Annotated in this window: 16 protein-coding genes; 8 read left to right on the top strand and 8 right to left on the bottom strand. The window is 55.0% G+C overall.

The genetic code is table 11. The annotated features are described in order from the left end of the window. The first annotated feature begins 102 nt into the window (after positions 1–102). A complete protein-coding gene (locus PSTEL_RS10495) occupies positions 103–1,482 on the top strand; it encodes an MATE family efflux transporter (RefSeq protein ID WP_038695143.1) in 1,380 nt (459 codons plus the stop codon). Positions 1,483–1,586: 104 nt separating this feature from the next. Here the strand turns inward: PSTEL_RS10495 and pfkA are convergent, their stop codons facing one another. Both pfkA and PSTEL_RS10485 read right to left on the bottom strand, forming a co-directional pair. Further along, on the bottom strand, positions 1,587–2,558 hold the full coding sequence (pfkA, locus tag PSTEL_RS10490; RefSeq protein ID WP_038695141.1) for a 6-phosphofructokinase: 972 nt from the start codon (positions 2,556–2,558) through the stop codon (positions 1,587–1,589). Between the two features lie 24 nt (positions 2,559–2,582). After that, positions 2,583–3,665, bottom strand: coding sequence for a tetraprenyl-beta-curcumene synthase family protein (locus PSTEL_RS10485; protein ID WP_038695138.1), 1,083 nt, complete (start codon positions 3,663–3,665; stop codon positions 2,583–2,585). 244 nt (positions 3,666–3,909) lie between these two features. Here PSTEL_RS10485 and PSTEL_RS10480 point away from each other — a divergent pair, with 244 nt between their 5' ends. Further along, positions 3,910–5,193: an MFS transporter gene (locus PSTEL_RS10480; RefSeq protein ID WP_084064940.1), complete on the top strand. Its 1,284-nt coding sequence runs from the start codon at positions 3,910–3,912 to the stop codon at positions 5,191–5,193. Positions 5,194–5,250: 57 nt separating this feature from the next. Then, on the top strand, positions 5,251–5,898 hold the full coding sequence (locus tag PSTEL_RS10475; protein WP_038695136.1) for a nitroreductase family protein: 648 nt from the start codon (positions 5,251–5,253) through the stop codon (positions 5,896–5,898). A 204-nt stretch (positions 5,899–6,102) separates the two neighbouring features. Here the strand turns inward: PSTEL_RS10475 and PSTEL_RS10470 are convergent, their stop codons facing one another. Further along, complete coding sequence (locus tag PSTEL_RS10470) at positions 6,103–6,300, bottom strand: cold shock domain-containing protein (protein WP_038695124.1); 198 nt, start codon at positions 6,298–6,300, stop codon at positions 6,103–6,105. Positions 6,301–6,469: 169 nt separating this feature from the next. Between PSTEL_RS10470 and PSTEL_RS10465 the strand changes: the two genes are divergently transcribed. The 5 genes from PSTEL_RS10465 (at position 6,470) to PSTEL_RS10445 (ending at position 10,474) form a co-directional block, all read left to right on the top strand. Further along, positions 6,470–6,703 (top strand): hypothetical protein, encoded by a 234-nt coding sequence (locus tag PSTEL_RS10465; protein WP_038695122.1) that lies wholly within the window; start codon positions 6,470–6,472, stop codon positions 6,701–6,703. A 2-nt stretch (positions 6,704–6,705) separates the two neighbouring features. Further along, positions 6,706–6,879 carry a hypothetical protein gene (locus PSTEL_RS27915; RefSeq protein ID WP_038695120.1) on the top strand — a complete coding sequence of 58 codons (174 nt, stop codon included), beginning with the start codon at positions 6,706–6,708 and terminating at the stop codon, positions 6,877–6,879. A 229-nt stretch (positions 6,880–7,108) separates the two neighbouring features. Then, entirely contained in the window at positions 7,109–8,899 is a 1,791-nt protein-coding gene (gene pepF / locus PSTEL_RS10455; protein WP_038700616.1) for an oligoendopeptidase F, read from the top strand. A gap of 135 nt (positions 8,900–9,034) precedes the next feature. Further along, on the top strand, positions 9,035–9,376 hold the full coding sequence (locus PSTEL_RS10450; protein ID WP_084064939.1) for a LapA family protein: 342 nt from the start codon (positions 9,035–9,037) through the stop codon (positions 9,374–9,376). An 81-nt stretch (positions 9,377–9,457) separates the two neighbouring features. Continuing rightward, the gene (locus tag PSTEL_RS10445; protein ID WP_038700612.1) at positions 9,458–10,474 is read left to right on the top strand and encodes a M42 family metallopeptidase; all 1,017 of its coding nucleotides are present in this window, start codon (positions 9,458–9,460) and stop codon (positions 10,472–10,474) included. A 68-nt stretch (positions 10,475–10,542) separates the two neighbouring features. Here PSTEL_RS10445 and PSTEL_RS10440 read toward each other — a convergent pair whose 3' ends face one another. From PSTEL_RS10440 to PSTEL_RS10420, 5 genes are all read right to left on the bottom strand, one after another. Further along, positions 10,543–11,019, bottom strand: coding sequence for a DinB family protein (locus PSTEL_RS10440; protein WP_052098351.1), 477 nt, complete (start codon positions 11,017–11,019; stop codon positions 10,543–10,545). A 145-nt stretch (positions 11,020–11,164) separates the two neighbouring features. Then, complete coding sequence (locus PSTEL_RS10435) at positions 11,165–12,343, bottom strand: MalY/PatB family protein (protein WP_038695118.1); 1,179 nt, start codon at positions 12,341–12,343, stop codon at positions 11,165–11,167. A 56-nt stretch (positions 12,344–12,399) separates the two neighbouring features. After that, positions 12,400–12,984 carry a tetratricopeptide repeat protein gene (locus PSTEL_RS10430; RefSeq protein ID WP_038695117.1) on the bottom strand — a complete coding sequence of 195 codons (585 nt, stop codon included), beginning with the start codon at positions 12,982–12,984 and terminating at the stop codon, positions 12,400–12,402. A 27-nt stretch (positions 12,985–13,011) separates the two neighbouring features. Then, positions 13,012–14,970 (bottom strand): ABC-F family ATP-binding cassette domain-containing protein, encoded by a 1,959-nt coding sequence (locus PSTEL_RS10425; protein WP_038695115.1) that lies wholly within the window; start codon positions 14,968–14,970, stop codon positions 13,012–13,014. After that, positions 14,967–15,590, bottom strand: a complete 624-nt coding sequence (locus PSTEL_RS10420; protein ID WP_342666578.1) for a TetR/AcrR family transcriptional regulator — start codon at positions 15,588–15,590, stop codon at positions 14,967–14,969. Before PSTEL_RS10420 ends, PSTEL_RS10425 begins: the two co-directional genes overlap by 4 nt. Between the last annotated feature and the right edge of the window lie 77 nt (positions 15,591–15,667).

Genomic DNA, 15,667 nt, shown 5'->3' with positions numbered 1-15,667 from the left:
AAGCTTATCCTTTCATTCACAGGATTTGACCCGGAACCCGGCGACGCAGCCGGGTTCTTTGCTGGGTAATCCGCAAATCTCTTAGATAACGAGGCATAATTTATGAAATCCGCATCATCTTTGTCGCAAAAAATCATCCAGTTTCTGCATATTTTCTTTCCAATCTTCGTCAGCCAAATTGCGCTGTCAGCGATTACGTTCTTCGATACGAATATGTCGGGACGCTTCGGCACCGCCGATCTGGCGGGTGTCGCCATCGGCACAAGCCTGTGGGTCCCCGTTCAGACAGGTCTGAACGGGATTCTGATCGGTCTGACGCCGATCGTCTCCCAGCTGCTCGGCAAAAACCGCGAAAGCGATGTAGCCCCCAAAGTCATGCAAGGCATCTGGCTGTCACTTGCTGTATCGGTGATTGTGCTGGTAGGAGGAGCGCTTGCGCTCAGACCGGTTCTGGACTTCATGAATCTGGAGCCGGATGTACGCAGCATCGCTTTCCGCTTTCTTACAGCCATCTCTTTCGGAGTTGTACCGCTGTTCGCCTATACCGTTCTGCGCAGCTTCATTGACGCCACCGGGCAGACCCGTGTGTCCATGTTCATTACGCTGATCGCCCTGCCTGTCAACGTTGGTCTGAACGCCCTGTTGATCTTCGGCTATTGGGGCTTTCCACAGCTTGGCGGGGTCGGAGCCGGTATCGCTTCGGCTATCACTTACTGGGTGATCTTCGCCGTGGCGCTGCTGTTCGTATACTGGGCGGAGCCTTTCAAGAGCCTGCAGGTGCTGCGCCGCTTCCATGTTCCTTCCCTCTCGGCATTCAAGGAGCAGTTGAAGATCGGCGTGCCTATCGGCTTCTCCATCTTCTTCGAGACGGCCGTCTTCTCCGCGGTTACCCTGCTCATGAGCCGGTTCGATACGGTGACGATCGCCGCCCACCAGGCCGCGATCAATTTCGCATCGACCCTGTATATGATTCCGCTCAGCATCTGCATGAGCCTGACAATACTGGTCGGCTTCGAAGCTGGCTCCGGAAGATTGAAGGACGCCCGTCAATACGGCGTTCTCGGGATCGGCTGCGCTGCCGCCATGTCCCTTGTGACAGCTCTCGTGCTGTTATTCGCCGGAAAGCATGTGGCCGGTTTATATTCAACCGATCCCAAGGTGATCTCCCTGATCAAGCAATTTCTGATCTATGCGATCTTCTTCCAGATTTCGGACGCCATCGCCACCCCGACCCAGGGCGTTCTGCGCGGTTATAAAGACGTGAATCCGGCCTTCATCATCTGCTTCGTAGCCTACTGGATTCTCGGGCTTCCGATCGGCTATGTGCTGGCCGAGCATACTTCAATGGGCGCTTTCGGCTACTGGATCGGCCTGATCACCGGACTCGCCATCGGCGCCGTATTGCTGCTTGGACGCTTGGTGAGGGTACAGCGGCGCTTCGCCTCGGAGTACACAACGGTGTCAGCAGCCAGACAGGTATAACCCCCTGCTTGCTCCTGGCTTCATAAGGGTTCGAACGAAAAAAGGGCCTGTCCGGGCACCCAAGGTGACGGACAGGTCCTTCCTGTTCAGATCCGAAGATATTCTTATTGAGAAAGACGGGAGGCCAGGTTGTACAGCTCTACATTGAAATCCTTCTTCGTGTTCACGACCTTATCGATATCCGTAAGAACAAGCTCGCCCTTGATCATGCCGCAGGCTTTGCCGGATTCTCCTTCGATCAGCTTGCGGACAGCGAAATCGGCAAGACGGCTCGCCAGGTTGCGGTCGGCCGGAGTCGGACTGCCGCCGCGCTGGATATGGCCCAGCACCGTAACGCGGGCGTCGATGGAAGCATGGCGTTCCTTGAGCGCCTGAGCGATATCTTCCCCTTTGCCTACGCCTTCGGCTACGATAACGATACTGTGGCGCTTGCCTTTGGCAAAGTTATCCTTCATCCGGTCGGCCACTTCATCCAAATCGAATGGCATTTCCGGCACCAGAATTGTCTCGGCTCCCGAAGCCAGTCCCGCGTGGAGAGCAATGTCGCCGCAATGGCGTCCCATTACTTCGACAACGGAAGAGCGTTCATGAGAGGACATGGTGTCGCGCAGTTTGTTGATGGCGTCAACTACAATGCTGACAGCCGTGTCGAAACCGATGGTGTAGTCGGTGAACGAGATATCATTGTCGATAGTGCCCGGCAGACCCATGGTCTTGATGCCGAGCTTGCTCAATTTGTTGGCGCCGTTATAAGAACCATCGCCTCCGATAACAACGAGTCCGTCGATTCCGTACTCGCGCAAGATTTCGGCGCCTTTCTCCTGGCCTTCCGGCTTCAGGAATTCCAGACATCGCGCGGACTGCAGAATAGTGCCCCCGCGCTGAATGATGTCACCAACGCTGCGGATATCCATCGGGAAAATATCCCGGTTCAGAAGCCCCTGATACCCCCGCTGAATGCCGTACACTTCAACCCCGAAGAAAAGGGCGCTGCGCACAACGGCGCGAACGGCGGCATTCATGCCCTGCGAGTCTCCGCCGCTGGTCAAAACTGCGATTTTTTTTACTTCTGCCATACGAATGATTTCCTCCTTAAAATGCTAATACAAATGCTTGCGAATCCAGCGGCTGTTCGCGAAGAAGAAGAGCCGGGTCAGCGGGCTTCTCTTCATCAGCTTCTTGGATACAGTGCGAACCTCCCGTTGTTCGCTTACTTTCGGATCGGATAGATACAATGCCAGCAGCCCCTCAATGACCATGCGGTGCAGGGGCGTGTCAGGAATGTTCCGGACATCTTTACGAGCCCACTCCACTATGGAAGCAATCCGATTCAGCATGGTTTCCGTACTGTCGTAGTAGTTGCAAAAATTCAGATCTCCGCCAGCGCGGTCCTCATCCTGGTCGATCAAATAATCCAGCATAATATGCAGGCAGCACAAATGCGGGAAATAGCCGGCCCGGATCTGGGAAGCGTCCTCCTTCTTTAGTCTAGGATCGCAGGAAGCCAAGAACAGCATGAAGACGCCCAGCGTCGAGCCTGTCGCCGCCGCAAATTCGTTCCAATATAAATGCGGTGCCCGGCCTCGCTTCTCCTCCCACCATTTCTGAAGTGCGGATTCCCTTAAATCCGGACGAATATGCTTATATACCTGCAGATCGGTATACAGTTCGGCCAAATCATAAATCTCCTGGGCCGCAGAAGCATAACCGGGAAGCTTATCAATCATATCCTGGCAGTTGCGGACCAGACGGTGCAGGTAACCGCCGTCGTCTTGTTCGGCGCGAAGCGCGTAATAATTAACGGGCTCGGCTCCAGGAGTTACGGCGTCCAGCATCGACCGGTGCAGCAGCCGGAAATCCTCAGGGTCCATGGATGTGCTTCGGTCGCACAGGTTGTCCAGGTAATCGCTGATCGTCTGGTACGACACAATTAGCGAAATGAGGATATGTCTCATGGGCAGATTGCCCACTGCATACACGCCTCCGCCCTGACAATGAAACTTCTTCGTCTCGATACTTGCAAGCGCTTGTCTTCGAAGCTCGGGATCGGGAATCCCTTCCGCATCTTTGCGCCAGAGATTCAGGCAGTTCTCCACCTCAGGCAGGACGTATTTGTAGACTCTGCTCATTAACCCAATCGGGCCGCGCGGGCTTGAGGGACGGCCTTGCTCAAATTCACTCAATGACGGTGCCTCCACATTGTTGTCTCCTTATCCAAATCATAATCATTATAATATGACTCAAACGTTAGTACAAACAACAAAATCACTTTTGAAAGCACCCTGCAAAATCAAAGATAATGGAAAGCGCCTCCCCTAATCCAAAGTACTTTATGTTATACTAACCGTATTTCATTCCAGGGAGTGCAATTTACATGAATTTTACTACGTGTTTACACAACAGGCGAATTTCGGGAAGGTGTATGTAATGGAACACCAAAACGGAGCCTTCGCCGACCAGAACTGGCTGCGGATCTTCATGTTCGCCATTTACGGGATTGGTGTGCTCGCACTATCCTATTTCCCGCTCTTCTACAGTCATCTTGGCTTCAGCAGTACGCAGGTCGGACTACTGTACTCCACCGGTCCGATGATCTCCATCTTGTCCAATCTCTTCTGGAGCATGCTGAGCGACCGGCTGGGAACTGTCCGCAAGATCATGTTCATTCTGCTGGCGGGTCAGCTTGTTACGGCGCTGCTCCTTTCACAAGCAAGAGAATTCCCACTCGTTATGGTTATCCTTTCCTGTTTTTATTTTTTCTATTACCCCCTCTATCCGCTCGCGGATACGATGGCCATCCAGACTGCAGAACGACGCGGCCGCAATTTCATTACCATTCGTCTCTTCGGTTCTTTTGGATACGCATTTTTCGCGTTGTCCATGGGCTACCTGCTGCTCGCACTAGGCATATCCTGGAGCATAGCGCTGTGCTCGATCATAATAACTATATCTCTGTGTGTCGCCTTTCTGCTGCGAGATGCCGGACCAAAGCGTTCTCGGAGAATAGCAGACGAAGCAGGCAGCACCCCGGACGCTGCGAAGGGGCTGCGGGCTATTTTGCTTAACAGGGAAGTTATATGGTTCTTCGGATGCGTCTTTGTGCTCGCGCTCAGCTATCGCATGAACGACGCCTTTCTGACAGTGAGCATGAAGCGCCTGGGCGCGGGAGAAGAATTGATCGGCTGGGCACTGCTTGCATCCGCCCTGTCCGAGATACCAGTGCTGTTTCTGCTCGGCAAATACGGCGACAAATTCAAGGAAGTCCCTCTGCTCGCTTTGGCATGCCTGATGTTCGGCGTCAGATTTCTGCTGATCTCATCCGTAGAGCAGCCTGTCTACATTATTTTTATTCAGCTTATGCACAGCGTCACCTTCGGCATCTTCTATGTAACCTCTGTCCGCTACATTACACGCCTGATCCCGGATCATCTGCGCGCAACCGGGATGGCTGTCTATACGGTTATGTGGTCCAGTTTATCGGGGCTGTTAAGCGGAGCTTTCGGCGGGGTGGTTTATCAGCAATGGGGAATGACCGCATTTTACCGCGTAGCCACTCTGCTAGCGGTGATCGCCGCCGCAGGGTTCATGGCCCGGCGCTGGCTGGCGGGTCCGACAGCCTTAACGGCTGAAGTGGTGACGCCCTTTGCCGAAGGCCTTCCTGAGTCCTCCGAACAGTTCGAAGCTTCTCACCAGGAGAAAGTTACGCTATAATAGTCTTAAGCATCAGGTATTAGTACCTGGTAACAACCTCGGAAGGAGCATCCGGTCATGACCTTTGAAGAATTCAGGCAGCTTGCCGTATCGCGCCGCAGCATCCGTGATTTCAGCGATGACGATGTCCTGCTGGAAGATGTCCGGGATATTATCGATTGCGCAAGGTATGCGCCGAGCGATACCAATTCGCAGACCTGGGAGTTCATTGCGGTTCTGAACCGCGACAAGATTAAAGCTATCGAAGCCTTTACCTGGGAGCGGCTTCGTGAAATCGCAGCTTCTGCGGAGGAACGCGGCTTGGCCCGGGAAGCGAAGCTGATGGTCAAATCCTTCGGCCCCTATGCAACAGCATTCGGCAGCGCTCCGGCTCTGATCGTCTGCCTGGCTACCCCTTATACATCAAAGTTCCGCGAACGGATCTTCGATCCGCTGGAATTCGGATCTCCGGACATTTGGGCGGAGGAAGGCATCAAGAGCAGCAGCCTTGCGGTCCAGAATCTGATGCTCGCCGCCCACGCCAAAGGATTGGCCACCTGTCCGATGACAGGGCCTGTACTGCTCGCTGAATCCGATCTTCGGGACTATCTCGACATCCCGGAGAGCCGGCAGATCAATATGGTCGTAGCGCTCGGACATCCTGCCGTTCATCCCAAAGCTGTTGCCCGCAAAGAAATCGACGAGATCCTGACTGTGATTCAATAAGCGACGGTACTTGGCGGCACCATAACAAACTAAGGCCCCAATCCTCTTCAATCAAAAGGATTGGGGATTTTACTCAATTAAACAAACAAAAGACACAGTTCCTGGGAACTGTGTCTCGAGCGTACGTTGCGAGATAACGCCTTGTTCAGAAGCCTATTCAATCAAGTATATTCAGAGCGAAGGTATTACCCCTTCGGCTTTGGCTTACAGTTTGATTACGTTAGCTGCTTGCGGTCCGCGGTTGCCTTCCGTGATTTCGAACTCAACGGATTGGCCTTCTTCCAAAGTCTTGAAGCCGTCTCCCTGGATTGCGGAGAAATGTACGAATACGTCTTCGCCGCCTTCTACTTGGATGAAGCCATAGCCTTTTTCTGCATTAAACCATTTAACTGTACCTTTCAAGTGAACAACCTCCTAAAAATACCGCCATATATGGCGAATATCTACATTATACTTCAACCTTTCAGGTAAAGCAATCCATTGGCGGGAGGCGCGGTGAATTTATTTGCTTTTCCCTTCTCGGGTGCGTTATCATTTACCCAAAACCAAATATCGCCAGGGTGGGACTGCTATGATCAAAAAACATGAAATCTACAAAACGGACAAATGGAACATGATGACGGTGGAAGTCCAGGGACGTTACATTATCCTCCGTGAAATTTCGGACCAGTGGGGCGAAGAAACGCATACCTTCATGAGCCGGCCGGCGATGATGCAGTGGGTGCACAACCGGTTCAACAAAGAATCCTATAAAGATAATGAAGAAGAATACACCCGCATTATCGCGGCATTCAAGCAGGTGTAAGAATGAACGGCGAAAGTCTGGCTATTTATATCGTCGCCGTCCTTTGTCTTGGCGCTGTGCTCATTTTGACCAAAGACCGTCTGGATCCTAAATGGAGACGGATTTTGGCACTTATAAGTGTAATTATGATTGCGCTGGCTTTTGTCTTTGTCATCGTCGCCTTTCTGGCGGGTTGATCCCGCCGGCGGCCCGGCCTTGCCAATGACTGCTTATACCGATTCATAACCGGCGGACTGCAGGGAATACTAGGAGGACCAATAGAAACGGGAGGCCGCCAGTATGTCCTTCGCCGCCAAATCTTGTACCATTCTGCTTGCGCTCTCGCTGCTGCCGGGGAATATCACCCCTGCCTTTGCCAGACCGCAGTCCGCGCAGAACTCATCCCACCATTTAAGGAGGATTCCCATGGAACAATTATTGAAGAGAAGTGAAGTGCCCGCAGAGAACCGCTGGAAGCTGGAAGATATGTTCGCGAACCAGCAGGAGTGGGACCGGACTTATGATGAGACCAAGAAGCTGATCGAGGAAGCCTCCAAATTCCAGGGCAAGTTGACCGATGCAGCCGCCCTTAAGGAATGTTTCGAGCTGGACGACGAGCTCTCCCTCAAGACCGAACGCCTCTATGTGTACGCGCATATGCGCCAGGATGAAGATACGGCCGATCCTGTCTATCAGGCGCTGTCCCAGAAAGCGAAGAAGCTCAGCGTTGATGCGGGCGAAGCCCTCTCCTATGTAACGCCGGAAATTCTGGCCCTGCCGGTCGAGAAGCTTGATCAGTTTATCGCGGACCCTTCCCTGTCGGATTACACTTTTACGCTGACCGAAATGAAGCGGCAAAAGGCGCATATCCTGTCCAAAGCGGAGGAAGCGCTGCTCGCGCAGGTCGGTACGCTGTCACAGGCGCCGCAAAATATTTTTGGCATGCTGAACAACGCCGATCTCAAGTTCCCCAAGATTAAGGACGAGGACGGCAAGGAAGTGGAGCTGACCCACGGCAGCTATATCAAATTCCTGGAGAGCCCGGACCGTGAAGTGCGCCGCAGCGCATTTAAAGCGGTGTACGACACTTATGCCAAGCAGAAGAACACCATCGCCGCCACGCTCAGCGCGAATGTCAACAAGAACGTCTTCTACTCGCGGGTGCGCAAATACCCGTCCGTTCTGGAGATGTCCCTGTTCGGCGACAACATTTCCAAAGAGGTATACACGAACCTCATCGACACGATTCATGAGAGCCTGCCGCTGATGCACCGCTACATGAAGCTGCGCCAGAAGCTTCTCGGCGTCGACGAGCTGCATATGTACGATCTGTTCGCGCCGCTGGTGGACGAATACAAGCTGGACATTCCTTTTGAAGAAGCCAAGAAAATTACGAAGGAAGGCCTGAAGCCGCTCGGCGAGGACTATCTCAAGACGCTGCAGGAAGGCTATGACAAGGGTTGGATCGACGTGTATGAGAACGAGAACAAGCGTACCGGCGCGTATAGCTGGGGAGCCTATGGCACACATCCGTACGTGCTGCTCAACCATAACGACAACCTGAACAGCATGTTCACGCTGGCGCATGAAATGGGTCACGCGCTCCACTCTTATTATTCGGACACTACGCTGAAATACCGTGACGCGCAGTATACAATTTTCCTGGCAGAGGTGGCCTCGACTACGAACGAAGCGCTGCTGATGCACTATCTGCTGGAGAAATCGACCGACAAGAAGGAGAAAATGTATCTGCTCACCTACTATGCCGATCAATTCCGCACGACGGTGTTCCGCCAGACCATGTTCGCCGAGTTCGAGAAAATCGTGCATGAACGCGCCGAGAAGGGTGAATCGCTCACGCCGCAGGATCTGTCGGCCATCTATTACAAGCTGAACGAGCAGTACTACGGCAAGGACATGGTCGTGGATAAAGACATCGAGATGGAATGGGCCCGTATCCCCCATTTCTACAACAGCTTCTATGTCTACAAATATGCGACGGGCTTCTCCGCGGCTACCAGCTTCTCGAAGCAGATTCTGGAGGAAGGCAAGCCGGCGGTCGACCGCTACTTAGGCTTCCTGAAGAGCGGCGGCAGCGACTACTCGATCAATATTTTGAAAAAAGCGGGCGTCGACATGTCGTCTCCGGAACCGATCCGCGAGGCAATGAGCGTCTTCGAGAATGTAATCGAGCAGATGGAAGAGCTGACCAAGTAATACTGTCGTCCGGCCGGGTTCGCCCGGACCGGCGTCATGATCGCGTCCCTTACCCCGGATTGGGGTAAGGGTTTTAAGAATGGGCTTTTTCCAGGATAGTGCCTGCGAGAATGCCGCCCTCAAGGAGGTTCGTATATGAGAAATCAATGGTCCATTATTTTGGGTCTGGTCTTCGCCCTGCTGGTTGCACTCTTTGCCGTGATTAATGTCGATCCCGTGCAGGTCAATTTCGGCTTCAGCCTGATCTCAATCCCGCTAATTCTCGTTATCCTCGGCTGTGCTCTAATCGGTGCCATTATCGCCGGTTTCTATGGAATCTTCAGGGGGTACAAGCAGCAGCGGAGGATTAAAACCCTCACTGCCGAGCTTACGGAAGCACAGGGAAGAATTGCCGTATTGGAGACGGCACATCCGGCTCCTTCCGAGATGCCGCCGGCAGAGGGATTCGCCCCGGATGCCAAGACCACCTACAACTGACGCAATAGATGATTTCATCCCAGATCCAGATTGGAGGCTGTTATTGTGCCTGTATTAACGATTCAACCCAATGAAACCTATATGCTCTCGCTTCTCAAGAAGCTGCTGGAAACGCCGAGCCCGACCGGCTACACCCATACGATTCTGAAGCTGTTGGCCGAAGAAGCTGCCGCGCTAGGCGCCGCCTTGTCCTGGAATGAAAAAGGCGGCCTGATCCTGAGCGTAGACGGGCTTGACCCATCCCGGACCATCGGACTGAGCGCCCATGTCGATACGCTCGGGGCAATGGTCCGTTCAATCCGTTCGGACGGCACGCTCCGACTGACCTCGGTAGGAGGGTTCACGATGTACAGCATTGAGAACGAGTACTGTCAGATCCACACTCGGAGCGGCTTGACCTACACGGGAACCATCCTCTCCACTCGTCCTTCCGCCCATGCCTATCCCGCCGAAGCAAGGGACATCAAGCGGGCGGAAGAGAATATGATGGTCCGCATCGACGAAATCGTAACGAGCAAGGACGATGTGCTGAAGCTCGGCATCGGACATGGGGATTTCGTGTCGTTCGAAGCGCGGCCGGTCTTTACCCCCAGCGGCTTCATCAAGTCCCGCCATCTAGACGACAAAGCCAGCGTAGCGGCGCTGTTCGGCCTGCTGGAGAGCATCAAGCGGGAGGGCTGGAAGCCGCTGCATAATCTGAAGCTGCTCATCTCGAATTACGAGGAAGTCGGGCACGGCGCCTCCTGGATACCCGGCGAAATCAGCGAGCTGATCGCCGTCGATATGGGCGTTCTCGGCGACGACCTGAACTGCAAGGAGACGGACGTCTCGATCTGTGCCAAGGATTCCTCGGGCCCGTACGATTACGTCATGACGGGCAAGCTTATCGACCTGGCTCACGGTCTCGGCATCGCCCATGCGGTGGACATCTACCCGCATTACGGGTCTGATGCTTCCGCCGCTCTGCGCGCCGGAGCGAACATCCGGGCCGCGCTGATTGGCCCTGGCGTCCATGCCTCCCACTCCATGGAGCGGACGCATAAGCAGGCCGTGCTCAATACGGCCAAGCTGCTCGCCGCCTACGTGGGAGCGAACTAAATCATGCCAAACAGCCCGGCCTGCTCGCAGCGGCCGGGCTGTTTTTTGTCACAAACCCCTTAATCTCTTCAATCTCCCAAATCCCAGCGGTCACCGGGGAAAATCTGCTCCAGATGATGCTTCAGATGGTCCACATAGTCCCCGATCAGCCATTCAAGCGTAACCTCGGTCCCGTCAGGAAGGCGGCAGAGATGCGACAGAACCGCTTCAGACAGGCCGGACACCACGCGCAGCACCGATTGATTGAGACTTACCCACAGCGCCAGAATCTCTTCGGCAGACGCTTCGTTATATCGCCCGGCTTCTACCCAGACGTTCTGGTTATAAGAGGCTATTACCAGCGGCTCGGATTGGCCCTGAATCGATACGAAGCGATTGAGATTGTTAATGGCGGAATCGCACACATGCCCCAATACTTGAAGGCGCGACCATTTGCCCTCAGCGCGGGGCTTCTTCACTTCCTCATCGCCAAACTGCCGAAATCTTCGCGGGACTTCATGCAGCAGATTTTGCAGATCGGATACCGCTTGCAACGCCAACGCCATGTTATAAGCTCCTCTCCTTCTCTTCCCGTTACTTAATCTCAGATCATTCCCGATATACGCAAAGGGCATCCGGCTCTTGACGGGCCGAATGCCTTTCGATAACCGCAGCCGAAACCCGGCCGGGGATTTCCCTTATCCTTATCCCTTATTTCACGTAAGTCCCGGCCGCCTTGCAGAAGCGCTCCAGCGCCTCTTTCAGAATGGATCTCGGGCAGGCCACATTGATCCGCAAGTAGCCTTCTCCCGCGCTGCCATATACCGAGCCTTCGTTGAACGCGACCCCTGCTTCACGGTACATCAGTTTCTTCAATCCTGCACCGTCCAGGCCGAGAGCCCGGCAATCCACCCATAACAGATAGGTAGCTTCAGGCTTCATCGGCTTGACTTGAGGCAGATGCTGAGCCAGATAATCAACTGCATATTCGATATTGGCATTCAGATACGCGATCAATTCATCCAGCCATTCTCCGCCTTCGCGGTAGGCCGCCTCGACGGCATCCTGAGCGAAATAGCTGGCCATATGCAAGCTCAGTGTCTTGATCCGCGCCTCAAATTTGCGCTTCAACTCGGGATTGGAGGCCACAATGAATGAGGAATGAATGCCGGGCAGATTGAATGTCTTCGTGGGGGCGAGCGCCATCAGTGTGATATCCGATATTTCCTTGGACAGAGATGCGAATGGAATATGACGGTGGCCAGGCAGCGCCAGATCACAGTGAATCTCGTCGGAGACAACGGTCACACCGTACTGCAGGCAGAGCTCGCCCAGACGAAGCAGCTCCTCGCGCTCCCATACCCGGCCTCCCGGATTGTGGGGGCTGCACAGCAGCAGCAGCTTGGCGCCGTTCTTCATCAGTCCTTCCAGCTGCTCGTAATCCATCTCATAACGGCCGTTCCGGATGACGAGCGGGTTGTCGGCTACCTTGCGTCCGTTCAGTTTGATCACATCATAGAACGGGTAGTAGACCGGAGACTGAAGAATCACCTCGGCTCCCGGCTCGCTGAACAGATCGACTGCAAGGCTCAGCGTCGTCACAATCCCCGGAGACTGGGAGATCCACTGCGACGGAATGTTCCAGTCATGCCGGGATTCGAACCAGCCTTGAATCGATTCGATATACGATTCGCTGCTGATGCTATAGCCGTAAATGCCTTGTTCAGCACGGCGGACAAGAGCTTCCTTGACCGCAGGCGGGCTTTCAAAATCCATATCCGCTACCCACAGCGGCAAAATATCCTTGCTTCCGAACAGCTTCTCGGCCTGGTCCCATTTGTAGGAATGCGTGTTGGTCCGGTCCAGAACACGGTCAAAATCATACTTCAAAGCAGCCACCTCTTTTTCTGATTTTCTTGTCTTCCAAAAGCTCGGAAGCTATGGTTCTACTCCCATATCCGATCGAGATTGTCGGCATAGAAGGCAATCGCCTTCGCATATTCCGCAATTCCCGGATCTGCGGAGGTGCCGGCAAGCAGATGAAGAAGAATGCTCATCGCCTGCTCATGCTCCCCCAGATTATACAGCGTCATGGCATAAAAAACGCGAAGCTCGCGGTGCGCCGGGTGTTCGGCCGCAGCATGCTCAAACAGGCATTTGGCCTTCTCATATTCGCCAAGCGTCCGGTATGTACTCCCCAGCCCCAAAAAGGCGCCGGGTCTAAGGTGATCGGCCAATCCGGCGGACAGGCTCCCCTCATAGTAAGGCACCGCCTGGTGCTCTAATCCAAGAACATCATGGCACCAGGCAATTTGATACAGCAGCTCCGCATACAGGTGATCCTGTCCCAAAGCCCGGTTCTTGCCTGGCAGGCCGTTGCCGGGGCCGCTGTTAGCAGGGTTCGCAGCCGTTACGCCTTGCGATGTACGGCAGGCTTCGTATTCCTCCAGCAATGACAGCAGCTGCGCTTTTGCTTCATCCGCGCGCCCCGCTTCGCGCAGCCGAACCGCTTCTTCCAGCTTCAAACGCATTGTAAATCTCCCTTCCGGCAGGGCCAGCTAGGATTTGCTTGCGGCAATTCGTTCCGCCAGCTCATTCAGGTAGGTCCAGCGGTCCATCAGCCGCTCCAGCTCCGCCTCCGCAGCCTGCTGCTCCTGCATAAGCTCCTGAAGCTTGGCGGAATCTGCAAAAGCGGCCTCCATCTGAGCCGCGATGGAAACAAGCCGCGCCTCCGCCTTCTCGACGAGACTGTCGATCTCATCGTACTCCCGCTGCTCATTGAACGAGAATTTCAGCTTCTCCTTCGCAGGCGCGGCGGGAGCCTTCGTCTCCCCGTCTCCCGTTGTTCCTGAAGCCTGGACTCCTCCGCTCTGCGCGGCCGGAACACTCTTGCCCGCAGGAGCAGCGCTCCGGGCCGGTACATTGGCCACAACCCATTCCTCATACTCGCTGTAGTCGCCGACATGCACCCGGATGCTTCCGTCTTCAAAGGCAATGATCTTGTCCACCGTCCGGTCGAGGAAGAACCGGTCATGCGAAACGGTCAGCACGACACCTGGAAATTCATCCAGGTAGTCTTCCAGAATAGCCAGCGTGCCGATATCGAGATCATTGGTCGGCTCGTCCAGCAGCAGCACATTGGGCGCCCCCATCAGCACACGAAGCAGGTAGAGCCGCCGCTTCTCGCCGCCCGACAGGCGGGAAATCGGCGTCCACTGCATGGCGGGAGGGAACAGGAAGCGTTCCAGCATCTGGGCCGCCGTAATAGAGGACCCGTCGGCGGTCTTCACGACCTCTGCTTCCTCCTTGATGTACTCGATCACCCGGAGGGTATCATCCATCTCCTGATGCTCCTGCGTGAAATAGCCGAGCTTGACGGTCGGCCCCAGAACGACCTCCCCGCTGTCCGGCTGAAGTCTTCCGGCGATCAGGTTCAAGAGCGTCGATTTGCCGCTGCCATTCGGGCCGACGATACCGACGCGGTCCCGAGGAACCGCGATGTAGCTTAAGTCCGGGATCAAAGTCCGGCTGCCCAGCGACTTGGCCAGATGATCCAGCTCCAGAATTTTCCGGCCCAGCCGGGTTGATGCCGCAGAGATTTCCAACTGGCCCGTAGGCGAAACGCCCGTCTGCTCCTTCAAATTCTCGAAGCGCTCGATTCGCGCCTTCTGCTTCGTAGAACGCGCCTTCGCGCCCCGCCGAATCCAGGCAAGCTCGCTGCGCAGCAGATTGCGGCGCTTCTGCTCCGATGCCGCCTCCCTCTCCTCGCGTTCAGCCTTGAGCTCCAGGAAGCGGGAATAATTCGCCTCATAGCGGAATACACGCCCCTGATCCAGCTCCAGCATAACCCCGGCGACCCGCTCCAGAAAATAGCGGTCATGGGTAACCATCAGCAGTGCACCGCGCCGCTTCTGCAAATACTGCTCCAGCCAGGCGACGGAGGCCGTGTCGATATGGTTGGTAGGCTCGTCAAGAATCAGCAGCTCCGACGGTGTGATCAGCGCCGCTGCAAGCGCGACACGCTTGCGCTGTCCGCCGGATAGCGCGCCCATCTTCTCGTCAAAGCGCTGAATTCCAAGCTTGGAGAGGACGCTCTTCGCTTCGCTCTCGAGGTGCCAGACGCCTGCCGCATCAATCTCCTGGCTGCGGCGCACCAGCTCCTGCTCCAGCTTGGCATTGCCCGGATCGGCCTCCAGCAGGGCCGAAGTCTCCATATACCGTCTCATTACTTCAAGCTCCGGATTGTCTTCTGCGAACACTTGCTGCAGCACGGTATAATCGGGATTGAAAGGTGGATTCTGCGCCAGATACTGGACGCGGACATCGTTGCCGATGGCAATCTGCCCCGCGTCGGCTGTCTCGGCTCCGGCAATGATCCGCAGCAGCGTCGACTTGCCTGTCCCGTTGACGCCGATCACTCCGATCTTGTCGCGGTCATCCATCCCGAACGACGCGTCGTCAAACAGTACTTTCTCTCCGTAGCTCTTGACCAGATGTTCAACGGTCATTATATTCATGATGATTTCTCGCCTTCCGTGCCATAAATTGGGGACTCCGGTCCCTGTCCGGCGCCATTCTCACCCTCACCGGACGACGCATTGCCCGTACCGCCGCCAGCTCCCCGAAGGAACAGACCAGCTGCGAACTCTGCCCGCTTGACCACATCGTCTTCCGTGAAGGTCGGCTCCAGCAAAATATCCATCTTCAGCCTGTCCAGCGAGCCGATATAAGCCTGGGCCGTCAGCTGCGGGTCATCCGTCCCGGCCTCCTTTAGCACCTCCATCACAACTTCCATATAGGCTTTGATGAAGGAAGCCATGTACTCCATCAGTTCCGGGCTGCTGCCCGGAGTCCGGAAGAAGAGCTTCGTATGGCGCTTTCGTTCATAATAATACATCAGATGATGGGCCGCAATCAGTGACAGACATCCGGCCAGATCCCGCCGACCGCCCAGCCGCTCCCGCAGCCCGTTCAAAAATTCGTCGCAGTCCCTGCGGGTCACGGCCATGAACAGCTCTTCCTTGCTCGAAAAATACAGATAAACCGTGCCCTTGGCGATTCCCGCGAGCTCGGCCACCTGAGATATCTTCGCGTCATGGAACCCTTCGGTTCCAAACACTTCATATGCCGCATCCAGAATCGCCGCATGCTTTTGATCGGATATTTTTCTCAGAGCGGCTCACCTCCTCGCCAGCAAAACATTGAAATTACAAA

Origin of the sequence: Paenibacillus stellifer, assembly GCF_000758685.1 — a bacterium.
Classification (GTDB): domain Bacteria; phylum Bacillota; class Bacilli; order Paenibacillales; family Paenibacillaceae; genus Paenibacillus_AQ; species Paenibacillus_AQ stellifer.
Note: the sequence above shows the minus strand (reverse complement) of the source record. Positions and strands in the feature narration are given on the sequence as shown.